The organism is Pseudacidovorax intermedius (assembly GCF_001476815.1).
Lineage (GTDB): Bacteria > Pseudomonadota > Gammaproteobacteria > Burkholderiales > Burkholderiaceae_C > Xenophilus > Xenophilus intermedius_A.
Genome location: NZ_LDSL01000137.1, coordinates 1 through 22568, shown reverse-complemented (window position 1 = coordinate 22568; position 22568 = coordinate 1). Strand labels below are relative to the sequence as shown.

General features: G+C 70.3%; 17 protein-coding genes. 8 read left to right on the top strand and 9 right to left on the bottom strand.

Going from position 1 to position 22568, the window contains the following annotated elements; all coding sequences use genetic code 11:
- From NS331_RS19975 to NS331_RS19965, 3 genes are all read left to right on the top strand, one after another.
- A partial coding sequence (locus NS331_RS19975; protein WP_058643706.1) for an amidase occupies window positions 1–1356 on the top strand: 1356 nt, incomplete at its 5' end.
- A gap of 62 nt (window positions 1357–1418) precedes the next feature.
- Window positions 1419–3620: a penicillin-binding protein 1C gene (pbpC, locus tag NS331_RS19970; RefSeq protein WP_058643709.1), complete on the top strand. Its 2202-nt coding sequence runs from the start codon at window positions 1419–1421 to the stop codon at window positions 3618–3620.
- A gap of 97 nt (window positions 3621–3717) precedes the next feature.
- Entirely contained in the window at window positions 3718–4551 is an 834-nt protein-coding gene (locus NS331_RS19965; protein ID WP_058643705.1) for an alpha/beta hydrolase, read from the top strand.
- A 61-nt stretch (window positions 4552–4612) separates the two neighbouring features.
- On the opposite strand, the gene NS331_RS19960 is transcribed toward NS331_RS19965, so the two are convergent.
- From NS331_RS19960 to NS331_RS19920, 9 genes are all read right to left on the bottom strand, one after another.
- A complete protein-coding gene (locus NS331_RS19960) occupies window positions 4613–5764 on the bottom strand; it encodes a GGDEF domain-containing protein (protein WP_193758158.1) in 1152 nt (383 codons plus the stop codon).
- Window positions 5761–6945 (bottom strand): GGDEF domain-containing protein, encoded by a 1185-nt coding sequence (locus tag NS331_RS19955; RefSeq protein WP_153012949.1) that lies wholly within the window; start codon window positions 6943–6945, stop codon window positions 5761–5763. Before NS331_RS19955 ends, NS331_RS19960 begins: the two co-directional genes overlap by 4 nt.
- Window positions 6946–6960: 15 nt before the next feature.
- Window positions 6961–8403, bottom strand: a complete 1443-nt coding sequence (sbcB, locus tag NS331_RS19950; protein ID WP_058643702.1) for an exodeoxyribonuclease I — start codon at window positions 8401–8403, stop codon at window positions 6961–6963.
- Window positions 8404–8599: 196 nt separating this feature from the next.
- The gene (cls, locus tag NS331_RS19945) at window positions 8600–10051 is read right to left on the bottom strand and encodes a cardiolipin synthase (protein WP_058643701.1); all 1452 of its coding nucleotides are present in this window, start codon (window positions 10049–10051) and stop codon (window positions 8600–8602) included.
- 133 nt (window positions 10052–10184) lie between these two features.
- Entirely contained in the window at window positions 10185–12506 is a 2322-nt protein-coding gene (clpA, locus tag NS331_RS19940) for an ATP-dependent Clp protease ATP-binding subunit ClpA (protein ID WP_058643700.1), read from the bottom strand.
- Between the two features lie 60 nt (window positions 12507–12566).
- Entirely contained in the window at window positions 12567–12932 is a 366-nt protein-coding gene (gene clpS, locus NS331_RS19935; RefSeq protein ID WP_058643699.1) for an ATP-dependent Clp protease adapter ClpS, read from the bottom strand.
- A gap of 214 nt (window positions 12933–13146) precedes the next feature.
- On the bottom strand, window positions 13147–14661 hold the full coding sequence (locus tag NS331_RS19930) for a tripartite tricarboxylate transporter permease (RefSeq protein WP_058643698.1): 1515 nt from the start codon (window positions 14659–14661) through the stop codon (window positions 13147–13149).
- Between the two features lie 2 nt (window positions 14662–14663).
- A complete protein-coding gene (locus tag NS331_RS19925; RefSeq protein ID WP_153012948.1) occupies window positions 14664–15197 on the bottom strand; it encodes a tripartite tricarboxylate transporter TctB family protein in 534 nt (177 codons plus the stop codon).
- Window positions 15198–15268: 71 nt separating this feature from the next.
- Window positions 15269–16228 (bottom strand): Bug family tripartite tricarboxylate transporter substrate binding protein, encoded by a 960-nt coding sequence (locus NS331_RS19920; protein ID WP_058643697.1) that lies wholly within the window; start codon window positions 16226–16228, stop codon window positions 15269–15271.
- Window positions 16229–16329: 101 nt separating this feature from the next.
- On the opposite strand from NS331_RS19920, the gene NS331_RS19915 reads away from it, so the two are divergent.
- The 5 genes from NS331_RS19915 to NS331_RS19895 are packed head-to-tail and all read left to right on the top strand — an operon-like array spanning window position 16330 to window position 22190.
- Complete coding sequence (locus NS331_RS19915) at window positions 16330–17022, top strand: response regulator transcription factor (protein ID WP_058643696.1); 693 nt, start codon at window positions 16330–16332, stop codon at window positions 17020–17022.
- A complete protein-coding gene (locus tag NS331_RS19910; RefSeq protein WP_058643695.1) occupies window positions 17022–18473 on the top strand; it encodes a sensor histidine kinase in 1452 nt (483 codons plus the stop codon). Before NS331_RS19915 ends, NS331_RS19910 begins: the two co-directional genes overlap by 1 nt.
- A 50-nt stretch (window positions 18474–18523) precedes the next feature.
- The gene (locus NS331_RS19905; protein WP_058643694.1) at window positions 18524–18955 is read left to right on the top strand and encodes an RNA-binding S4 domain-containing protein; all 432 of its coding nucleotides are present in this window, start codon (window positions 18524–18526) and stop codon (window positions 18953–18955) included.
- A 23-nt stretch (window positions 18956–18978) separates the two neighbouring features.
- Entirely contained in the window at window positions 18979–19791 is an 813-nt protein-coding gene (locus NS331_RS19900) for a PPK2 family polyphosphate kinase (RefSeq protein WP_058643693.1), read from the top strand.
- Window positions 19792–19799: 8 nt separating this feature from the next.
- Window positions 19800–22190, top strand: coding sequence for an ATPase, T2SS/T4P/T4SS family (locus NS331_RS19895; RefSeq protein ID WP_082702637.1), 2391 nt, complete (start codon window positions 19800–19802; stop codon window positions 22188–22190).
- The last annotated feature ends 378 nt before the right edge of the window (window positions 22191–22568 follow it).

Sequence of the window (22568 nt, the reverse complement as noted above, 5' to 3'; positions counted from 1 at the left end):
GATCTCGCCGCCCGCGTCGCGCGGCGCGAATGGCGCGCTGCCGACGTCGCCCGCCATTTCATCGCACGCGTGCAGGCCCTCAATCCCGGCCTGAACGCCATCGTCCAGTTCGCCCCCGACCGCGTGCTGGCCGAGGCCCAGGCGGTGGACCGGCGCCTGGCCGCCGGCGAATCGCTGCCACTGGCCGGCGTGCCCTTCACCGTCAAGGACAACCTCTGGGTCGAGGGCTACCGCATCGCCCAGGGCTCGCTGCTCTTCAAGGATTTCGTGGCCCCGCGTGATGCCTGGGCCGTGGCCCGCCTGCGGGCGCTCGGTGGCGTGATGCTGGGCATCACCAACTGCTCCGAATTCGCCTGCAAGGGCGTGACCAGCAACCTCCTCTACGGCGCGACCCGCCATCCGCTCGATCCGGCGCTGACGCCGGGCGGCTCCTCCGGCGGCGCGGTGTCGGCACTCGCCAGCGGCCTCGGCCTGCTGGCGCTGGCCACCGATGCCGGCGGCTCGGTGCGGCGGCCGGCCGCGCATTGCGGGCTGGTGGGGCTCAAGCCCAGCCCGGGGCTCGTTCCGCATCCCTGGGGATTCGCCGAGCCCAACTATGGGCTGTCGGTCATCGGCGTGCTGGCACGCGGCGTGGCGGACTGTGCCTGGGCCTTCGACCTGCTGGCCGCCTTCGACGCCGGCGACGCGGCGGGCGTGCCGATCCCGAGCGGCCTCACGCAGCCGGTGCCCGAGCCGCCGCCCCCCGGCCTGCGCATCGCCTGGAGCCCGCGCCTGGGCTGCGACTTCGCCATCGACGACGACGTGCTCGCCATGCTGCAGGCCCGCGTCGACGCCCTGCGTGCCGCCGGCTGGCAGATCGCCGACGCCGATCCGCCCTGGCCGGCCGAGGTGCGCGAATACCCGCTGATCGCCCTGCAGCATGCGGGCCTGCATGCGCTCTACGGCGCGCAGTGGCGCGCGGACCCGGCGCAGCTCGACCCGGTGCTGGGCGCGCAGATCGAGACCGGCGCCCGCATCACGCCCGCCGACGTGGCGCGGTCCCTGCGCCTGCGCGAACGCATCGCGCAGTCCCTGGCCGGCTTCTTCGGCGCCTACGACCTGCTGCTGTGCCCCACTGCCCCCGTCACCGCTTGGCCGCTGGACCAGATCGGTCCGCCGGTCATCGGCGGGCGCCCGGCCGGCCCGCGCGGCCATGCGGCCTTCACGCCGCTGTTCAACTACTGCGGCGTGCCGGCCTGCTCCGTGCCCGCCGGCACCGTCCGCGGGCTGCCGGTGGGCCTGCAGGTGGTGGCGCCGCGCTACGAGGATGCGCGGGTGCTGGGCTTCGCGGCGGTGGTGGAAGGCTGCCCGCACTGAGCTATCCATTGCCACGCTGAGATACTGGGTCCATGCATGACATGGTGGATGGATCCGCGCGCATGGGGCGGCTCGGCACGCCCCTTCGTTTGCTGCTGGCAACCGCCTTGTGCCTGTTGCCCGCCGCCGCCCTGGCCCTGCCCCGCTTCGACGAGGTCCGCCGCGACTTCCGCCCCTCCGACGTGCAGGTGCTGGACCGCGACGGCGCGCTCCTGCAGCGGGTGCGCACCGATGCCACGGTGCGCCGCGGCCAGTGGATCGGCCTCGCCGACGTCTCGCCCGCGCTGCGCAACGCGCTGATCTACAGCGAGGACCAGCGCTTCTACGAACACAGCGGCGTGGACTGGCGCGCCGTTTCCGCCGCCGCCTGGGGCAATCTGTGGAACAGCCGCACCCGCGGCGCCTCCACGCTGACCATGCAGCTGGCCGGCCTGCTCGACGACGACCTGCGCCGCGGCAGCAGCGGCCGCAGCCTGGGGCAGAAGGTGGAGCAGGTCCTGGGCGCCGCCCAGCTGGAGCGCGACTGGCGCAAGGACCAGATCCTGGAGGCCTACCTCAACCTGGTGCCCTTCCGCGGCGAGCTGGTGGGCATCGACGCCCTCTCGCGCACGCTCTTCGCCAAGGCGCCGCATGGCCTGGACGCGCGCGAAGGCGCCATCGCCGCCGCCCTCGTGCGCGCACCCAATGCCTCGGCCGCGCAGGTGGCGCGCCGTGCCTGCGAGGTGCTGCGCGCCATGCAGCCGGGGCCGGCGCCGGACTGCGAATCCCTGGCCTTCTTCACCCAGGCCGCCTTGCAGCGCCGCGCCTTCGACGCCAGCGCGGGCATCGCGCCGCACGTCGCCCGTCAGGCGCTGCGCCAGCGCAGCGGCGATGCGCCCACGCTGCGCACCACGCTGCGCGCGCCGCTGCAGCGCGCGGCCGTGGAGGCCCTGGACCGCCAGATGCGCGAGCTGCGCGGCCGCAACGTGCAGGACGGCGCCGCCGTGGTGCTGGACAACGCCAGCGGTGCGGTGCTCGCCTGGGTCGGCTCCTCGGGCGTGCACAGCCGCGCGGCCGAGGTCGATGCCGTGCTGGCGCCGCGCCAGCCGGGCTCCACGCTCAAGCCGCTGCTCTATGCGCAGGCCATCGCGGAGCGGCGCCTGACGGCCGCCTCGCTGCTGGAGGATTCGCCCGCGCAGATCGCCACGCCGGGCGGCCTGTACATCCCGCAGAACTACGACCGGCACTTCAAGGGCCTGGTCTCGGCCCGCACCGCCCTGGCCGCTTCGCTCAACGTGCCGGCGGTGCGCACGCTGGTGATGGTGTCGCCCGACGCCTTCGCCCGCCGCCTGCAGGCCGCCGGCCTGGGACTGCGGCAGGACGGCGACTACTACGGCTACAGCCTGGCGCTCGGCAGTGCCGAGGTCGACCTGCTGGCCCTGACCAACGCCTACCGCATGCTGGCCAACGGCGGCCGCTACACGCCCGCGCGCCTGCTGCCGGACGCCGCCGCCGCGCCGCCCCGGCCCGTGCTCGACGCGGGCGCCGCCTTCATCGTCGGCGACATCCTGTCGGACCCGAATGCCCGCGTGCGCACCTTCGGCCCCGACAGCCTGCTGGCCACCCGCTTCTGGACCGCGGTGAAGACCGGCACCAGCAAGGACATGCGCGACAACTGGGCCATCGGCTGGTCGCAGCGCTACACCGTGGGCGTGTGGGTGGGCAATGCCGATGGCTCGCCGATGTGGGACGTGAGCGGCACCAGCGGCGCGGCGCCCGTGTGGGCCGAGCTGATGCGCCAGCTGCACCAGCGCGAGCCCAGCCGCGCGCCGGCGCCGCCGCCGGGTGTGGTGCAGCAGGCCGTGCGCTACACCGCTGCGGATGGGAGCGAGCGCGGCCTGCCGCTGGAAGCTGCCCGCAGCGAATGGTTCCTGGCCGGCACGCAGCAGGCGCTGTTACGGCCATCGGCCATTCGCGCCGGGGCTGACGACGGCGCCGCCGGCCGCATCGCGCGCATCACGGCGCCGGCCGACGGCACCATCCTCGCGCTGGATCCGGACATCCCGCCGCGCCATCAGCGGGTGCGCCTGGCCGCCGACGGCGCACCGGCCGACGTGCAGTGGCGCCTGGACGGCCGCACGCTCGCGCGCGGCACGGCGGCCGACTGGCTGCCCTGGCCCGGCCGCCACCGGCTGGAGCTGGCCGATGCGCGCGGGCAGGTGCTGGACAGCATCCGCATCGAGGTGCGCGGCGCTGGCGTGGTGGGGCCGCCGCCGCGCCGCTGAAGCGCGCGCGCCACGTGCGCTGGCACAGGCCATGCACTGGCCCGGCAGCATTGCAGCCGTACCGCCCGCCCCTCTGCCGACACCCCGGAGCACCGCCATGACCCCGATTCGACGCTGGCTGCCTGCCCTCGCCCTGCTGCTGGCCGCCGCCCTCGCCGACGCCGCGCCCGACCGGCAATGGGCCTACGGCCCGGACAGCACCCAGCGGCTGGACGTCTACCTGCCCGCGCGACCCCAGGGTGCGCCCGTTCTGGTCATGGTGCACGGCGGCGCCTGGATGTACGGCCGGCCCGACGCCCCCAACGTGGTGGACGCCAAGGTATCCCACTGGGTGCGCGAACGTGGCTTCGTGTTCGTCTCGGTCGGCTACCGGCTGGTGCCGGCGGTGGACGTGGCCACGCAGGCGCAGGACGTGGCCCGCGCGCTGGCCGAGGTCCAGCGCCTGGCGCCGGACTGGGGCGCCGATCCGCAGAAGCTGGTGCTGATGGGCCATTCGGCGGGGGCGCATCTGGTGGCGCTGCTGAGTGCCGATCCGGCGCAGGCCGTCGCTCAGGGCGCCCGCCCCTGGCGCGGCAGCGTGGTGCTCGACAGCGCGGCGCTGGACACCGAGGCGCTGATGCAGCGCCGCCACCTGCGCATGTACGACCGGGCCTTCGGGTCCGAGCCTGCGGCCTGGCGGGCCGTCTCGCCCACGGCACGCCTCGCGCCCGCCAGCCTGCCCATGCTGCTGGTGTGCGCGAGAGAACGGCGCGACGATTCGTGCGCGCAGAGCGCACAGTTCGCCGGCCGGGTGCAGAAAGCGGGCGGCCATGCCACCGTGCTCCCCCAGCCGCTGTCCCACAGCGAGGTGAATGCCCGGCTGGGCGAGCCGGGCGCTTACACGCAGGCGGTCGACCGCTTCATCGACACGCTTCTGGCCGGCACCCGCTGAGGCGGCGCCTGGCGATCGCGAGGGGCGCACGGCGTCCGCCGTACCGCCCGGCATGCGCGAATCAATCCCGCCGCGTCGGCCGCCAAGGCCGCCAGCTGCGCCGCTCCGGCTGCGGCGGGACGATCAGCGGCATGCGCCCGGAAGGCGGTGCCACGGCCAGCGTGTCCTTGCCGCGCGCCTTGGCCTGGTAGAGCGCCTCGTCGGCCAGCGCCAGGGCACGGCCCAGGGGCACGTCCGGCTCCACCGTGGCCACGCCAGCGCTGATCGACAGCCGCAGGCCGGCCACCTGCAGTTGGTGGACGCCAGACACGCAGGCGCGCGCGACCGCGGGCGGCGACACCGCCTCGTCGTCGATCCACACGCAGAACTCCTCCCCGCCCAGCCGGGCACACAGATGCGGCGCGCTGGCACGGCGCAATGCGCCGGCCACCGCCACCAGCGCCTGGTCGCCCGCTTCGTGACCGAAGCGGTCATTGATGCGCTTGAAGTCGTCCACGTCCAGCAGCACCAGGCTGAAGCGGCCCTGCGGCGCCGCCGCGATGGCGGCGTTCGCCGCCTCGAAGAAGGCGCGCCGGTTGGCCAGGCCGGTCAGCACGTCCTCGTAGGCCAGGCGGCCCATCTGCAGACGCAACAGATGGCCGGCCCGGCGCTCGCGCACCAGCGCCACGTTGGTCAACAGGCACATGAGGAAGGCGAAGGCCAGGAACAGCGCCAGCAGCGGGCGCTGGCCCTGGGGCACGGACGCCACCAGCGTGCCGTCCAGGAACACCGCGCCCACGACGGCGAAGGACAGCAGGAAGTCGCGCACCCGCACATGACACAGCGCCAGGCACATGCCGAAAAGCAGCAGCAGTGGCAGCGCCCAGACGGCCGGCGCCTCGCTGGCGCGCAGGCTGAGCCGGAATGCCCAGGCCAGCGCCACCACCGCGATCAGGCTGCCCCAATGAAGGGCCCAGGCTGGCCGGCGCACCAGCGACAGCAGCACGCCGAAGGCGGCCGCCGCGGTGCACAGCAGCTGGCCGGCCAGGGCATCCGCCATGCCGGGCATCGTGACGGCCAGGGTCGTCAACCAGACGAGCAGGCCCATGCCCTGGCAGGCCAGGCCCAGGGGCCGCACCTCGTCCCGCAGCGCACGCTTGAGCAGCCGGCCGACGTCCGCGCCAGCCGGCATCGTCTCTCGGCCGGGAAGGCCGGCATCGGCGAACATCTTCATCGCGCCGGCATCCATGCGCTGGCCTCGGCGTCGAGCAGTGCGCGGTCCTTGCCCTGCGCCTTGGCCAGTGACAGCGCCGCGTCGGCGCGCCGCAGCGCGTCCTGCAGGTCTTCGCCGGGCAACACCAGTGCCGCGCCGGCGCTCACGCTCATGCCCACCTGGCGCACCTGGATGAAGCGCGCCCGCCGGACCAGGCCCTGCGCCCCCTCGAGCAACTGCTGCGCCGACGCAGCCGGCAGCAGCACGCAGAATTCCTCGCCACCCATGCGGCCACTCAAGGCCTGGGGCGGCAGGCGCGCCAGCATCTGTCCGAAGGCCTCCAGGACCCGATCGCCGACCTCGTGACCGTGGGTGTCGTTGATCTTCTTGAAGTCGTCGACGTCGAGCGCGATCAGTCCAAGCCCCCCGCCGGCCTCCAGCCTTGCCTTGGCGCCGGCCAGGAAGCCCCGCCGGTTGGCGATGCCGGTCAGCGCGTCCTGATAGGCCAGGCGGGTGAGCTCCTCGGCGACCGCCACGCGCCGGCGGCGCGTCATCGACACGCCCCGGTGCAGCACCAGGGCCAGACCGAAGCTGCCCGCCACCAGCACCGAGAGCAATGCACGGCTGCCCCCCAGCTGGCCCATGAGCAGGCCATGGCACAGCACCAGCCAGACCGCGATGCTGCTCAGCAGATAGCTGCGCAGCCGGACCTGCATGAGGCCCAGGTAGAGCGCCAGCAACAGGCACAGCGGCAACACCCAGATGCCGCCGCCACCCCAGGCCTCCAGCTGCAGGCGGTAGCCCGCCGCCATGGCCACGGTCATGAGGCCGACGCCGCCGTCGTGCCCGACCACGCGCTCGGCGGCGAGACAGACGACCAAGCCCGCGGCCTGGACCGAGGTCCAGAACAGCAACTGGCCCTGGAAGGGCGCCAGCACGGGCCATCCCAGTGCCAGCGTCATCAGCCAGAACGCCGCCGCGGCGCCGGCCAGCAGCCGGGCAGGATGGCGGAGCTGTCCGACGATCAGGTCATCGAGATGGTCCGCCTGCGCCCTTTGCGAGACGGGGGCGCCGGCCCTTGGCGCCCCTCCGCGCCGCAGACCCAAGCCAAAAATAAAACTTTTGTTCGCGAAATTCATTGTTTCCAGATTAGCTGGAAACAACTTAGAACGACTAGAGGCGCCTACCTTGTCAGCCGGCATCCCCAGCCTGTTACATCATTGGGGCACAACCGCCTCGGCGTAGTCGTAGAGGGCTGCCAGCAGAGTCTCGCCGCGTTCGTCGGCGTTTTCTGCCAACGTGTCGATCTCGGCGAAGTAGCGGTCCACGTTCAGCCAGCCGTCCTCGCCCTCGACCAGCCGCGCAACGCGCAGCGCCTCCCACTGGCCAGCCTCTTCCTCGGTGAGGGTGTGGGGAAAGTTGCGCGCGCGGTAGCGCAGCAGCAGTTCGGCCAGGCGCGGGTCGTCGAAGCCGGCGCGGGCATGGGCCAGGTCTTCCGGCGCCATGGCGCGCAGCTGGTTGAGGCGCCGCCGGTCGGCCGGGCCGACGAAGCCGCCGTAGAGGTCCTCGTCCACATCCAAGGCGGGGCCGCGCGGGCGGTCGTAGAGCGCCTGCCAGCGCTCCCGCAGGTCGGGCAGGCCGGCGGCCGTTTCGGCATGGCGGCGGGCCTGCGCCAGATCGATGCCCCAGCGGCCGGCGGCGAGTTCCACCATCTTGGGATTGCCCACCACCATCGGCGACTTGTTCAGGTGGATGGACTTGATCGGCAGCCGGCTCATGCCTTCGGGCAGGTCGGCGCTGCGGGTGAACAGGCGCAGCCGCATGGTGTCCACATCCAGGTCGGCCAGCTCGGCCGGGTCGTGCGCCAGGTCCCAGGCCAAGAGCTCGTTGCGGTTGGTCGGATGGCTGGCCAGCGGCCACATCAACGCCAGGCAGCCGCGCTCGGTGCCGAACATGCCCGAGACGTGGACGAAGGGCCGCGCGGTCTGCGGCGAGGTCGGCAGGCCCAGCTCCTGCGCCACGCGCTCCTTGCGCCGCAGCGCGAAGGCGTAGTCGAAGAGGCGCGGCTGCCGGTCACGGATGAGCCGCGCAAGCGCGATGGTGGCACGCACGTCCGACAGCGCATCGTGCGCCGCCGCATGGACGAGACCGTTGGCGCGGCTCAGGTCCTCCAGCTTGAAGCTCGGCTTGCCGTCGGGATGGCGCGGCCATTCGATGCCCTCGGGGCGCAGCGCCCAGGTGAGGCGCACCACGTCCAGCAGGTCCCAGCGGCCGCAGTCGTTCTGCCATTCCCGCGCGTAGGGGTCGATGAGGTTGCGCCAGAACATGAAGCGCGTGACCTCGTCGTCGAAGCGGATGGTGTTGTAGCCGACGCCGATGGTGCCGGGCTGCGAGAAGGCGGCCTCGATGCGGGCGGCGAATTCGTGCTCGGGCAGGCCCTGCGCCAGGCAGTGCTGGGGCGTGATGCCGGTCAGCAGGCAGGCGGTGGGGCTGGGCAGGAAGTCCGGCGCCGGCCGGCAGTACACCATGATCGGCTCGCCGACCTCGTTCAGGTCGGCATCGGTGCGCACCGCGGCGAACTGCGCCGGCCGGTCCCGGCGCGGGTCGGCGCCGAAGGTTTCGTAGTCGTGCCAGAGGAAGGTGTGGGTTGCGTCGGCCATGGGTCGGGATCGGGAAGCAGCCGGCCATTCTCGGCCAGCCTTGCGGCATCGCCGGCCATGGGCTGGCCAGGGTGGCGGCGATAAGGGTGACGGATTGCACGGCGCTTGGCGGTTCTTCGCGGCGCGGCGGCCTGTGGCGCGGGGCAGTCACCGGCCGTGGCCGAGCCGCGCACCCGGACAAGCGCCGCGCAGGCGCTCAGAGCAGCGGCGAAAAGAGCCGCGCCACCGCCTCTCCCAGCCGCGGCCAGAAGCGGCGCTGCCGGTGCGCCCGCACGGCCGAGGCGCTGTGCAGGTCGGTCTCGAACTGCGCCGCCAGCGGCCCGGCCAGCGCCGGGCCATAGACCACCGCCATCACCTCGAAGTTGAGCAGGAAGCTGCGGTTGTCGAAGTTGGCGGTGCCGATCATGGCGCAGTGGTCGTCCACCACCAGCGTCTTGGAATGCAGCATGCGCGCCTTGTATTCCCACACCTTCACGCCGGCGGCCAGCAGCTCGTCGTAGTACGACCGGGCCGCCGCGCTCACCACCAGCGAGTCGCTGCGCCGCGGCACCAGCACGCGCACGTCCACGCCGCGCAGGGCGGCATTGGTCAGCGCCATCAGCGCCGGCTCGCTGGGCACGAAGTAGGGCGTGGTGAGCCAGGCGCGTTCGGTGGCGGCATGGATGGCCTCGACGTGCATGCGATGGATGGCCTCCAGCGGCGTGTCCGGCCCGCTGCTGACGATCTGCACCGCCACCGGGCCGGCGGCCACGGGCGGCATCAGCCGGGCCAACAGGCTGCCGATGCCGTGCAGCGGTTCGCCGGTGGCATAGACCCAGTCTTCCAGGAAGGTGGTCTGCAGCCAGCGCACGGCGCTGCCCTCGATGCGCAGGTGCACGTCGTGGTACGCGTTGGGCCGGGTGCGGCGGTCTTCCTCGTCGGTGATGTTGACGCCGCCGGTGAAGCCGACGTCGCCATCGACGACGACGATCTTGCGGTGGCTGCGGTAGTTGGTCACCGGCCGCAACCGGCGGCCGATGCGGGTGTCGTGGAAGAACGCCACCTGTGCGCCCGCCTCGCGCAGCGGCGCCAGGAAGCGCCGGCCGACGCGTTTGGCGCCGAGGGCGTCGATCAGCAGCCGCACCTGCACGCCGGCCCGCGTCCGCTCGGCCAGCAGGTCGCGCAACGCGGTGCCGATGCGGTCGGGCTCGAAGATGTAGTACTCGAGGTGGACGTGGTCCCGCGCACCGCGCACGGCCTCGAAGATGGCATCGAAGGCCGCCGCCCCGCCGGACAGCAGCTGCACCGAGCGGGCGCTCGACACCGGCATGCCGCAGGCCGACATGGCCAGCGTGGCGAGCTGGCGCAGGGCGGGCGGGGCGTCCTCCGCCGCCTCGCGCAGCAGGGCCATGTCGGCCGGCGCCTGGGCGATCACCCGGCTGCGCAAGCGCTTGAGCCGCTGCTTCGCCAGCCGCTGCGGCCCGAGGAAGTAGTAGATGAAGAAGCCCGCGTAGGGCAGCAGTGCCAGCGACAGGATCCAGCCCAGCGTGGAGACCGGCGCGCGCTTCTGCATCACGATCCACACCGACAGCACGGCGATGTAGGCACTCCAGGCGAGCGACAGCCCGGTGGTCCAGGCGGGACTGAGGTGGAACTCGGGCAGGGTCATCCAGGAGCTTGGCGCGCCGCCGGCCACGCGACGGCGGCAGCCGGAAGCGGCCAAGAAAAAAGGCCGGGAGCGCGATGCTACCGGCCTTGTGTGGCACCGCCCGTGGGGGCGGGCGCCCTGGGGGCGTGGTCGATCAGCCGGCCGCGGCCTCCTCGGCCTCGGGCTTGGACTTGCCTTCCTTCTTCGGCAGCGGCGTGATGTCCAGCTGCACCTCGTCCTTCTCGTCCAGGTCGACCTCCAGGCGGCCACCGTCGGTCAGGCGGCCGAACAGCAGTTCGTCGGCCAGTGCGCGGCGGATGGTGTCCTGGATCAGGCGCTGCATCGGGCGCGCGCCCATGAGCGGATCGAAGCCCTTCTTCGCCAGGTGCTTGCGCAGCTTGTCGCTGAAGGTGACCTCCACCTTCTTCTCGGCGAGCTGCGTCTCCAGCTGGAGCAGAAACTTGTCGACCACGCGCAGGATGATCTGCTCGTCCAGCGGCTTGAAGTTGACGATGGCGTCGAGGCGGTTGCGGAACTCGGGCGTGAACAGGCGCTTGATGTCGGCCATCTCGTCGCCGGCCTGCCGCGGGTTGGTGAACCCGATGGTGGCCTTGTTCATGGTCTCGGCACCCGCGTTCGTCGTCATGATGATGATGACGTTGCGGAAGTCGGCCTTGCGCCCATTGTTGTCCGTCAGCGTGCCATGGTCCATCACCTGCAGCAGCACGTTGAAGATGTCCGGATGCGCCTTCTCGATCTCGTCGAGCAGCAGCACCGCGTGCGGCTTCTTGGTGACGGCCTCGGTCAGCAGGCCACCCTGGTCGAAGCCCACGTAGCCCGGAGGCGCACCGATCAGACGCGACACGGCATGGCGCTCCATGTACTCCGACATGTCGAAGCGGATCAGCTCGATGCCCAGGATGTAGGCGAGCTGCTTGGCCGCCTCGGTCTTGCCGACGCCGGTGGGGCCGCTGAACAGGAAGGAGCCGATCGGCTTGTCGCCCTTGCCCAGGCCCGAGCGGGACATCTTGACGGCGGAGGCGAGCACCTCCAGCGCCTTGTCCTGGCCGAAGACCACGCTCTTGAGGTCGCGCTCGATGGTCTGCAGCTTGCTGCGGTCGTCGTTGCTGACGTTCGCCGGGGGAATCCGGGCGATCTTGGCCACGATCTCCTCCACCTCGGCCTTGCCGATGGTCTTCTTGCGCTTGCTGGCCGCCAGGATGCGCTGGGCCGCGCCGGCCTCGTCGATCACGTCGATGGCCTTGTCGGGCAGGTGACGGTCGTTGATGTACTTGGCCGACAGCTCGGCCGCCGCCTGCAGGGCCGCGGTGGCGTACTTGACGCTGTGGTGCTCCTCGAAGCGGCTCTTCAGGCCCTTGAGGATCTCCACCGTCTCGGCCACGCTGGGCTCGACCACGTCGACCTTCTGGAAGCGCCGCGACAGGGCCGCGTCCTTCTCGAAGATGCCGCGGTATTCGGTGAAGGTGGTCGCGCCGATGCACTTGAGCTGACCGCTGGACAGCGCCGGCTTGAGCAGGTTGGACGCGTCCAGCGTGCCGCCCGAGGCCGCGCCCGCGCCGATCAGCGTGTGGATCTCGTCGATGAACAGCACCGCATTGGGCTTTTCCTTCAGCGACTTGAGCACGCCCTTCAGGCGCTGCTCGAAATCGCCGCGGTACTTGGTGCCGGCCAGCAGCGCGCCCATGTCGAGCGAGTAGACCTGCGAATCGGCCAGGATCTCCGGCACGTCGCCCTGGGTGATGCGCCAGGCCAGGCCCTCGGCGATGGCCGTCTTGCCCACGCCCGCCTCGCCCACCAGCAGCGGGTTGTTCTTGCGCCGGCGGCACAGGATCTGAATGACGCGCTCGACCTCGTACTCGCGGCCGATCAGCGGATCGATCTTGCCTTCCTTGGCCTGGGCGTTCAGGTTGACGGTGAACTGCTCCAGCGGCGAGGCTTTCTCGTTCTTCTCGGCGCCGCCCTCCTCGCCTTCGCTGGAAGGCGCTTCGCCGTTGCCCTTCGGCTGCTCGGGCGGATCGCTCTTCTTGATGCCGTGGGCGATGAAGTTGACGACGTCCAGGCGCGTCACGCCCTGCTGGTGCAGGTAGTAGACGGCGTGCGAGTCCTTCTCGCCGAAGATGGCGACCAGCACGTTGGCACCGGTCACTTCCTTCTTGCCATTGCCCGTGGACTGCACGTGCATGATGGCGCGCTGGATCACGCGCTGGAAGCCCAGCGTCGGCTGAGTGTCCACGTCGTCGGTGCCGGCGACCTGGGGCGTGTTGTCCTTGATGAAATTGGTCAGCGACGAGCGCAGATCGTCGACGTTGGCCGAGCAGGCACGCAGCACTTCGGCGGCGCTCGGGTTGTCCAGCAAGGCGAGCAGCAGGTGCTCGACGGTGATGAACTCATGGCGTTGCTGCCTGGCCTCGACGAAGGCCATGTGCAGGCTGACTTCCAGTTCCTGGGCAATCATGTGATTTCCTTTGCCTTGCTGTGAATACTTCTGAAGACTCCAGATGGGTCGGATCGCGGTTTATTCAACCGGTTCACTGACGCACTGGAGCGGGTGGCCCGCCTGGACGGCGGCTTCCATCACCTGATTGACCTTGGTGGCCGCGACATCGCGCGGATACACACCGCAGACGCCCCGGCCATCGAGATGGATCTTCAACATGATCTGGGTGGCCGTCTCGCGGTCCTTGTTGAAGAACTCCTGCAGGACGACCACCACGAATTCCATCGGGGTGTAGTCGTCGTTGAGCATGACGACCTGGTACATCCGGGGGGGCGCCGTCCGCTGGGGACGGCGCTCTGCCACCACGGAGCCACCGTCGTCCCTCTTGGGTACAGCCGGCGCCGGAGGCGGCGCCGAGGGATTTTTCGTGGCCATGAAATTCATTCTATAGAGCACGGCAACTCGTGGCGTGGGGGTGGATTTCAAGATGGGGCGGCGTCCGACGGAACGCGATGGCGTGCTGAAAATGGCGCAAATCGCCACTTTTTGGCCTTTCGATCCTGGGCCTCCGATGTTTCTTCGGCCCGCGCAGCGCCTGCTTGAGACAAAAAAGCCCGGCTCCGCCACCGGAACCGGGCTTCTCCACGAGCAGGCGCTGTCAAGCGGCCTGCAGACGCAGCTTGCGTGCCGACATCCAGCGCGCCACCCGCGGCAGCACCAGCACCGCCAGCACCACGACCAGCAGCGCCAGCGACATCGGCCGCTGCAGGAAGATCAGCGGACTGCCCTCGCCGATGGACATGGCGTTGCGCAGCTGGGCCTCGGCCAGCGGGCCGAGGATCATGCCGACCACCACCGGTGCCGTCGGGAAGTCGAAGCGGCGCATCAGCACGCCGATCACGCCGATGGCGTAGAGCAGCAGCAGGTCGAAGGCGCTCTGGCGCATGCCGTAGGCACCGACCGTCGCGAAGATCAGGATGCCGGCATAGAGCTGGGGCTTCGGAATCTTCAGCAGCTTCACCCACAGGCCCACCATCGGCAGGTTCAGCACCAGCAGCATGATGTTGCCGATGTAGAGCGAGGCGATCAGCGCCCACACCAGCGCAGCCGAGGTCGAAAACAGCTGCGGGCCCGGCTGGATGCCGTAGTTCTGGAAAGCGCCCAGCAGGATGGCCGTGGTGTTCGACGTCGGGATGCCCAGCGTCAGCAGCGGAATCAGCGCCGCCGTCACGGTGGCGTTGTTGGCCGCCTCGGGGCCGGCCACGCCTTCGATCGCGCCGGTGGTGCCGAACTCGGCCTTGTCCTTCGGATCCTTGGCCAGCTTCTTCTCGGCGGCGTAGCTCAGGAAGGTCGGAATCTCCGTGCCGCCGGCCGGAATGCAGCCGAAGGGTGCGCCGATGGCGGTGCCGCGCAGCCAGGCCGGGATCGAGCGCTTCCAGTCGCGGGCGCTCATGTGCACGCGGCTCATCTTGTTCTGGGTCTCGACCACGCGGCCTTCGTACATGGCTGCGTAGAGCACCTCGGCCACCGCGAACAGGCCCACGGCCACGAGCACGATCTCGATGCCGTCCAGCAGTTCGGGAATGCCGCCGGTGTAGCGGCCCTGGCCCGAGATCTGGTCCAGGCCGATGCAGCCCACGGCCAGGCCGATCAGCAGCGCCGTCATGCCGCGCAGCGTGCTCTGGCCGAGCACCGCGCTGACGGTGGTGAAGGCCAGCAGCATCAGCATGAAGTATTCGGGCGGGCCGAGCTTGACGGCGAATTCGGCCACGTAGGGCGCGAACAGCGTCACCACCACCGTGGCGATGGTGCCGGCCACGAAGGAGCCGATGGCCGCCGTGGCCAGGGCCGCGCCGGCGCGGCCGCTCTTGGCCATCTTGTTGCCTTCCATGGCCGTGACCATGCTGGCCGTCTCGCCGGGCGTGTTCAGCAGGATCGAGGTGGTCGAGCCGCCGTACATGGCGCCGTAATAGATGCCGGCGAAGAAGATCATCGAGGCGGTGACGTCCACCTTGGCGGTGATCGGCAGCAGCATGGCCACGGCCACGGCCGGGCCGATGCCCGGCAGCACGCCGACGGCGGTGCCGAGCGCACAGCCCACCAGGCACCAGAGCAGATTGCCGAGCGTGACGGCCTGCGCGAAGCCCTGGAACAGGGCGTTGAAGATGTCCATGGTCAGATCCAGCCGGTGGAGGTGAGGCCCGGCAGGTTGATCGCCAGGAATTGGGTGAACATCCAGTACACCGGCGCCGCGATGACCAGGCCGGTGCCGAAATCGACCGCCCAGGTGCGCGGCGCATTGGCCGCGGGCTGGCCGGCGGCGCGGCGCAGGCCCTGCACCGCCAGCAGGTAGCACAGGCCGCAGCTGAGGATGAAGCCCAGGTGCTCGATCAGCGCCGCATTGAGCAGCAGGCCGGCCGACAGCCAGACCAGGCCGGGCCAGTTGGCCGGCTCGGCGTCACCGTCGGGCATGGACCGGAAGCCGCCCGTGCGGGCTTCCCAGGTGATCCAGGCGCCGCAGACGACCAGGCCGATGGACACCAGCCACGGCAGGAAGTTGGGGCCGACGCCACCATATCCGGCATCGGAGGAAATGCCGATGGCGCCGAAGGCCATGGCCAGGCCGACGAGCACGACACCCAGGCCGACCAGGGTCTGCATCGTGTTGGCGCGCGCAGGCGCGGGCGAAGAAGGGGAAGAAGCGATCATGCGGGTCTCCATGCGGCCGCGCCGCGGCACCGAGGGACGGTGCGGCGGCGCGGGACGCTCGGGAAGTGCGTTCAGACCATGCCGGAGCGCGTCATGATGGCGCGCAGGCTGGCGAATTCGTCGTCGACGAACTTGTCGAAGGCCGGGCCGGTGAGCACGGCGGCCGTCCAGTCGTTCTTCTTGAGCGCTTCGGCCCACGAGGCGCTCTTGACGGCCGTCAGCACGCGCTCGGTCAGCGCCTTGCGCTGCTCTTCGGAGATGCCGGGCGCGCCGTACACGCCGCGCCAGTTGCCGATCTCGACGTCGATGCCCAGCTCCTTGAGCGTGGGCACATTCACGCCCGGCAGACGCTGTGCGGACGTCACGGCCACCGCCTTCATCTTGCCGTCGGCGATGTAGGGCGCGAACTCGCTGTAGCCGCTGCCGCCGATGGTGACGTTGCCGCCCAGAATGGCCGCCGTCGCCTCGCCGCCGCCGCGGAACGCGACGTAGTTGATCTTGGACGGATCGACGCCCACCTTCTGCGCGATCATGGCCGCGGCGATGTGCTCGGTGGAGCCGCGCGAGCCGCCGCCCCACTTGACGCTGCCCGGGTCCTTCTTGAGCTGGGCGACCACGTCGGCCATGGTCTTGAAGGGCGAGTTGGCGGGCAGCACGAACACGTTGTATTCGCTGGTGATGCGGGCGATGGGCGTGGCCTGCGACAGGTTGACCGGCGGCTTGCCGGTGATGATGCCGCCCAGCATCACGGCGCCCATGACCATGAGCGCGTTGCCGTCGCCCTTGGAACCGTTGACGAACTGGGCCAGGCCCAGCGCGCCGGCGGCGCCGCCCTTGTTGTCGTAGCTGACCGTGTCGGCCGCCTTCGCATCGACCATGGCCTTGCCCAAGGCGCGGCCGGTGGTGTCCCAGCCGCCGCCGGGGTTGGCGGGAATCATCATCTTGAGGTTGGTGGCGGCCTGGGCCGACAGCGGCAGGGCGCCGACCGCGGCCAGGGCGGCCAGGGATTTGAGGAACTCGTCTCTGCGCATCGCGTCTCCTTCTTGCTTCCGGGTGTCGTTGTGGTGCGGCTTATGATGCGCGGCCCCGCTGTCAGTTGGCTGTCGCGCCGCTCGGGGTAAACACCGAGTCCATGAAGCTGCTGCTGGTCGAAGACGACCCCTCCATGCAGTCCACGCTGCAACGCACGCTGGGGCGCCGGCAGATCGACGTGCGCGTCTGCGGCGACGGCGCCCAGGCACTGGCGCAATGGCAGGCGCTGGAGCCCGACGTGGTGGCGCTGGACCTGAGCCTGCCCGGCATGGACGGCCTGGAAATCCTCACCCGCGCCCGCGCCGCCGGCCTGCGCACCCCCGTGCTGGTGCTCACGGCGCGCGGCACGGTGGGCGACCGCATCCTGGGCCTGAATGCCGGCGCCGACGACTACCTGCCCAAACCCTTCGACCTGGACGAGCTGGAAGCGCGGCTGCGTGCGCTGCGCCGCCGGTTGCCGGCAGAGAACGGCAACGGCGCCGCACCGCAGACACCCGTCGAGATCGGCACGCTGCGCCTGGAACCCGCCAGCGGCGCCTTCTACCTGCGCGGCGAAGTCATGGAGCTCACCCCGCGCGAGGCCGCGCTGCTGCGTGCCCTGGCCGTGCGGCCCGGCCATGCGGTGACCAAAGAGCGGCTCTTCGAGCTGGTCTTTCCGGGCGAGACCCAGGTGCAGTACGAGGCCATCGAGGTGGTGGTCTACCGCCTGCGCAAGAAGCTCGCCGGCACCGGCTGTTCCCTGATGACGCTGCGCGGCCTGGGCTACCTGCTGCGCGCCGAGCGCGCCGAGTGATGCCCCACCGTCGGCTGTGGTCGCGGCTGGGCCTGGGCGGCAGCTCGCTGCGCTTCCGGCTGCTGCTGGGCCTGCTGGCGCCGGTGGTGCTGTTCATCCTGATCAACAGCGTGAGCGTCTACCGCCAGGCACTGGCGGCGGCCACCACCGCCTACGACCGCACGCTGCTGGCATCGGCGAAGACCATCGGCGAACAGCTCGACGTCGACGGCTACGACGAACTGGCCTCGCTGCGCTCGACCGTGCCCTACTCCGCGCTGGAGGCCTTCGAGGCCGACGCGCAGAGCCGCATGTACTACCGTGTGTCGACTGTGCACGGCGAGATGATCTCGGGTTTCGCCGAATTGCCGCTGTGGCACGGCAAGCTGCCCGCCAAGCCGCCCTATGCCGCGCTGGTGGACTTCTACGACGCCGAGTTCCGTGGCCAGCCCGTGCGCATGGCGGTGCTGCTGCAGCCGGTGGCCAGCGCCCGCGGGCTCGGCATGGCCGTGGTGCAGGTGGCCGAGACGCTGGAACTGCGCGAAAGCCTGGCCCGCCGCCTGCTCGTCGACATGCTGTGGCGCCAGCTGCTGCTGGTGGCCGTGGTGGCGAGCGTGACGGTGTTCGTGGTGCAGCAGGCCACGCGCCCGGTGCGCCGCCTGGGTGAAGTGATCGGCGAGCGCGCACCCGACGACCTCTCGCCCATCGACGCGCCCGACGCGCCGCGCGAGCTGCGGCCACTGGTGGAGGCCACCACCGCCGTCATGGCCCGGCTGCGCGGCCTGCTGGACCATCAGAAGCGCTTCGTGCGCGACGCCGCGCACCAGTTGCGCACTCCGCTGGCCGTGCTCAAGGCCCAGGTGCAGTCCGCCCGGCGCGGCGACGTGCCGGCCGCCCAGGCCCTGCGCGAGATCGACGCCACCGTCGACCGCGCCACGCTGCTGGCCAACCAGATGCTGGCCCTCGCCAAGATCGAGCAGCTGCGCCAGCGGCCCGAGGTGCAGCGTCTCGACCTTGCGGAGATGGTGCGGCAGGTGGCGCTGGACGTGTCGCCGCTGATTGCGGACAAGGACCTGGACTTCGAGCTCGACGTCCAACCTGCGCCCGTGCTGGCCCATGCCTGGATGCTGCTGGAACTCAGCCGCAACCTGCTGCACAACGCCATCCGCCACAGTCCCGCGCATGCGCCGCTGTCGGTCCATGTGCGGGCCGACGGCGAGCAGGCCGTGCTGTTGTGCGTGCGCGATGCCGGCCCCGGCATCGGGCCGGAACTGCGCCAGCGCCTGTTCGCGCCCTTCGCCGCCGGCGACACCGCGCGCGGCTCCGGCCTGGGCCTGGCCATCTGCCGCGAGATCGTGCAGACGCTCGGCGGCAGCATCGCCCTGGACAATCGGCTGGACGCCGGCGGGCGCATCGTGGGCCTGGACGCCAGCGTCCGTCTGCCGATGGCGGATCCGCCCGCGTCCGATTGACAGGGCCTACGGTCCTCTGTCAGCGTGTCATCCAACTCCTCTCCTCTTCCATGGAGCGCATGCGCATCGACAAATGGCTGTGGGCCGCCCGCTTCTACAAGACGCGTTCTCTGGCGGCCGACGAGATCGACAAGCACCGGGTGCAGATCAACGGCGACGTGGTGAAGCCGGCGCGCGAGGTCAAGGCCGGCGACCTGGTCCAGCTACGACAGGGCTACACCGAGCGGACCGTGCGCGTGCTGGGACTGTCGCAGCAGCGCGGCCCGGCCCCGGTCGCCCAGCTGCTTTACGAAGAAACGCCCGAAAGCCTGGAAGCCGGTGCCCGTGCCCGCGAGCAGCGTCGCCTGGCGCACGAACCCGCGCACGCCATCCAGCAGGGCCGACCCACCAAGCGCGACCGCCGGCAGCTCGACACCGCCCGCCACGACGGCTGGGGCGACCGCTGGAGCGCCTCGCTCGAAGACGGGAGCGGCCGGCGCTGACGCCGATGCGTTAGGCTCGGCGGATGTCCCGGTTCAAGCACTACCGCGTCCGGCCCGGCGCTCCCTTCCGGCTGGCCGACATCGACCCCACCGCCACCCCCTTCCTCCCCGAGGCGGAGCACCACCAGCGCGAAGCCCTGGAACTCCTCGCCGCCGAACTCGACCGCTGGCAGAACCTGTTGCACGCCGAGGGCCGCCGCAAGCTGCTGCTGGTGCTGCAGGGCATGGACACCAGCGGCAAGGACGGCACGATCCGCTGGGTGTTCTCGCGCACCTCGCCGCTGGGCGTGCGCGTGGCCGCCTTCAAGGCGCCGACCGAGGAAGAGCGCGCGCGCGACTTCCTCTGGCGCTGCCACCAGGTGGTGCCGCGCGCGGGCGAGATCGTGGTGTGGAACCGAAGCCATTACGAGGACGTGCTCGTCCCCGTGGTCGAAGGCTGGCTCGACAAGGCCGAACTCAAGCGCCGCTACGCGCAGATCAACGACTTCGAACGGTTGCTGACAGAGACCGGCACGGTCATCGTCAAGTGCCTGCTGCACATCGACAAGGACGAGCAGCGCCAACGCCTGCAGGCCCGCATCGACGACCCGGGCAAGCACTGGAAATTCAGCCTGGGCGACCTGGAAGTGCGGCGCAAGTGGGACGCCTATCAGCTCGCCTACGAGCGGGCCATCCGCGCCACGTCCACGGCTCATGCGCCGTGGACCGTCGTGCCCGCCAACGACAAGACACACCGCAACCTGATGATCGCCCGGCTGCTGATCAAGGTCCTGCGCGACATGAAGATCAGCCCCGCACCCGCCAATCCGGCCTATGCCGGACTGAAGGTCGAGTAGTACGCCCCATGACGAATTCCGCTCCCCTGTCCTCCACCGCACCGGAACACGACAGTGCCGCTGCCGGCGTGCCGTTCAACTGGCCTTTCCCGCCCCAGGGGCGCTTTCGCGCGCGCGATGGCAGTTCCCTGCGCTGCGTGATCACCAACTTGGCCGGCCGCAGCGGCGACGGCGTCATCAGTGCTTTCGACCCCGAGAACCAGCGGCTGCACATCCACCTGATGCGCAACAAGCCGGCCGTGGCGCTGCGCTTCGACCAGTTCCGCTCGCTGCTCCTGCAGTCGCCGCTGACCTTGCTCGACGAAGCCCCGCCCGATTGGACCGACTTCCAGATCGTGTGGAAGAACGAGGGCGGGGAGATGAACGGCCGCACCTGCGGCCATGTGCGCACGGCCTACGGCCTCTTCCTCTTCCCCATCGACGAGGAAGGCCGCATCCGCGTGCTCTTCGTGCCGCACGCCGCCTATGAACGGGCCGAGCCCGACATCAGCGGCGGCAGCGCCGCCCTGTCGCGCGTGGCCACCAAGCGCAGCGAGCTGCTGCAGGCGCTGCAGCGCCAGGCCAGCTCGCCCATCGTCCGCATCGGCGAAGCGCTGCTGTCGCTGGGCATGATCAAGCAGGACCAGCTCGACGAAGCGCTCGCCGCCCAGAAGCAGATGGGCAACGGCCTGCCGCTGGGCGAAGTCCTCGTGCGCATGGGCGCCGTCTCGCCCGCCGACCTCAAGCTCGCCCTGACCCGCAAGATGGGCTACCCGGTGGTCGACCTGCAGGCCTTCGAGTCCGAGCCCGACGCCATCGGCCGCCTCAGCCATGCCGTGGCGCGGCGGCTGCAGCTGCTGCCGCTCATCGTGACCGATGGCCGTCTGGTCGTGGCCATGGACGATCCCGCCAACCGCCACGCCGCGCTGGACGAGGCCGAGTTCATCGCCCAGATGAAGATCGCGCCCGTGCTGGGCCAGTGCGAGGACTTCGAGGCCTGCGTCTTCGCAGCCTACGACAAGGTCGGCGCCGCGTCCGAGGCCAAGCCGACGTCGAGCGGCGGCGGTGCCGCCATGGAGTTCGAGACCGCGGACACCAACACCCTGCTCGAATCGCTCGAGAAGGACCAGGCCGGCGGCGACAACGACGACGACCAGCCCATCGAGCAGTCCGACAACTCGCTCGTGCGGATGATCAACCGCATGATCCTGGAAGCCTTCACGGGCGGCATCTCGGACATCCACGTCGAAAGCTACCCGGGCCGGGAAAAGATCCGCATCCGTTTCCGCAAGGACGGCCAGCTGCGCACCTACCTGGAGCTGCCGCACACCTACCGCAATGCCGTGATCGCCCGCATCAAGATCATGGCCGACCTCGACATCAGCGAGCGCCGCAAGCCGCAGGACGGCAAGATCAATTTCGCGCGCTTCTCGCCCAAGCACCAGCTCGAACTGCGCGTGGCGACCATCCCGACCAACAACGGCCTGGAAGACGTGGTGATGCGGATCCTGGCCTCGGCGAAGCCACTGCCGCTGGACAAGCTGGGCCTGACCGACAGCAACTACCGGCGACTGCGCTCGGCCGTGGAACGGCCCTACGGCATGGTGCTGTGCGTCGGCCCCACGGGCTCGGGCAAGACCACCACCCTGCACTCCGCCCTCAGCCAGATCAACACGCCCGAGCGCAAGATCTGGACGGCGGAAGACCCGATCGAAATCACCCAGGCGGGCCTGCGGCAGGTCCAGGTCAATGCCCGGATCGACTGGACCTTCGCACGTGCGCTTCGCGCCTTCCTGCGCGCCGACCCGGACGTGATCATGGTGGGCGAAATCCGCGACGAGGAGACCGCACGCGTGGCCATCGAGGCGTCGCTGACGGGCCACCTGGTGCTGTCCACACTGCACACCAACAGCGCGCCGGAAACCGTCACCCGCCTGCTCGACATGGGCATGGACCCGTTCAATTTCGCGGACTCGCTGCTGGCCGTGCTGGCCCAGCGGCTGGTGCGGCGCCTGTGCCCCGCCTGCCGCACGGCGCGGCCGGCAACCGAGGCCGAGGTCGAGCAGTTGGCCCACGACTACCTGCACGCCTACGGCAGCACGCAGGAAGAGGTTGAGACGCAAGAGGCGCTGCTCGCGCGGTGGCACGACAAGTACGCCGTGGACGGCCAGTTGCAGGCATATCACAGCCCCGGTTGTCCGGTGTGCGAGAAAACGGGCTTCAAGGGGCGTGTCGGCCTGCACGAACTGATGGTGGTCTCACGCGAGCTGCGCGAGCTGATCCAGACGGGTGCGCGGGTCGAGGGGCTGCTCTCGATGGCGGTTCGTCAGGACATGCGCACATTGCGGCAGGACGGGATCGAGAAAGTGCTGTCCGGCCAGACCACGATCGAAGAAGTGCGCGCGACCAGCAACAGTTGATCGGATTCGCGGACCGCTTTCATTGCGGACGGGCTAGCCGGAACCGTCCACGCTCTCCTGGCCGCGATTTGTATGCAAGGATGCCGCACGACCCCGCGCCGGGCATCGGCGCGCCCCACAAAGTCAGCTCGCTGGCGTGACCAAGGCACTTGCCATCTCTGTTGTGAGGGCGCGAGGGCGTACGCGACGCGAGTGCTGTCTGTGCCGAGCGCGTAGCGCTGATAAAGGCAGTTCGGCGCTGCCGTTTTAGCTGCGAATAGCCCTTCATCAGGGCGGCGTATAGTGCATCTGCATTTGCAAGTGCATCGCGCTCTTCTTTTGTGACGCGCCAAAACAAAAAGCCCCGCAGCTTGTGCTACGGGGCTTTTTGAGGCTGTA

Excerpts from the sequence above, each read along its gene's own strand:
- sbcB (WP_058643702.1), bottom strand. The coding sequence starts at position 8,403 with ATGGCCGACGCAACCCACACCTTCCTCTGGCACGACTACGAAACCTTC.
- NS331_RS19900 (WP_058643693.1), top strand. The coding sequence starts at position 18,979 with ATGTCCCGGTTCAAGCACTACCGCGTCCGGCCCGGCGCTCCCTTCCGG.
- NS331_RS19965 (WP_058643705.1), top strand. The coding sequence starts at position 3,718 with ATGACCCCGATTCGACGCTGGCTGCCTGCCCTCGCCCTGCTGCTGGCC.
- NS331_RS19960 (WP_193758158.1), bottom strand. The coding sequence starts at position 5,764 with ATGAAGATGTTCGCCGATGCCGGCCTTCCCGGCCGAGAGACGATGCCG.
- clpS (WP_058643699.1), bottom strand. The coding sequence starts at position 12,932 with ATGAATTTCATGGCCACGAAAAATCCCTCGGCGCCGCCTCCGGCGCCG.
- NS331_RS19920 (WP_058643697.1), bottom strand. The coding sequence starts at position 16,228 with ATGCGCAGAGACGAGTTCCTCAAATCCCTGGCCGCCCTGGCCGCGGTC.
- pbpC (WP_058643709.1), top strand. The coding sequence starts at position 1,419 with ATGGGGCGGCTCGGCACGCCCCTTCGTTTGCTGCTGGCAACCGCCTTG.
- clpA (WP_058643700.1), bottom strand. The coding sequence starts at position 12,506 with ATGATTGCCCAGGAACTGGAAGTCAGCCTGCACATGGCCTTCGTCGAG.
- NS331_RS19910 (WP_058643695.1), top strand. The coding sequence starts at position 17,022 with ATGCCCCACCGTCGGCTGTGGTCGCGGCTGGGCCTGGGCGGCAGCTCG.
- NS331_RS19925 (WP_153012948.1), bottom strand. The coding sequence starts at position 15,197 with ATGATCGCTTCTTCCCCTTCTTCGCCCGCGCCTGCGCGCGCCAACACG.
- NS331_RS19930 (WP_058643698.1), bottom strand. The coding sequence starts at position 14,661 with ATGGACATCTTCAACGCCCTGTTCCAGGGCTTCGCGCAGGCCGTCACG.
- NS331_RS19895 (WP_082702637.1), top strand. The coding sequence starts at position 19,800 with ATGACGAATTCCGCTCCCCTGTCCTCCACCGCACCGGAACACGACAGT.
- NS331_RS19905 (WP_058643694.1), top strand. The coding sequence starts at position 18,524 with ATGGAGCGCATGCGCATCGACAAATGGCTGTGGGCCGCCCGCTTCTAC.
- cls (WP_058643701.1), bottom strand. The coding sequence starts at position 10,051 with ATGACCCTGCCCGAGTTCCACCTCAGTCCCGCCTGGACCACCGGGCTG.
- NS331_RS19915 (WP_058643696.1), top strand. The coding sequence starts at position 16,330 with ATGAAGCTGCTGCTGGTCGAAGACGACCCCTCCATGCAGTCCACGCTG.
- NS331_RS19955 (WP_153012949.1), bottom strand. The coding sequence starts at position 6,945 with ATGCCGGCTGACAAGGTAGGCGCCTCTAGTCGTTCTAAGTTGTTTCCA.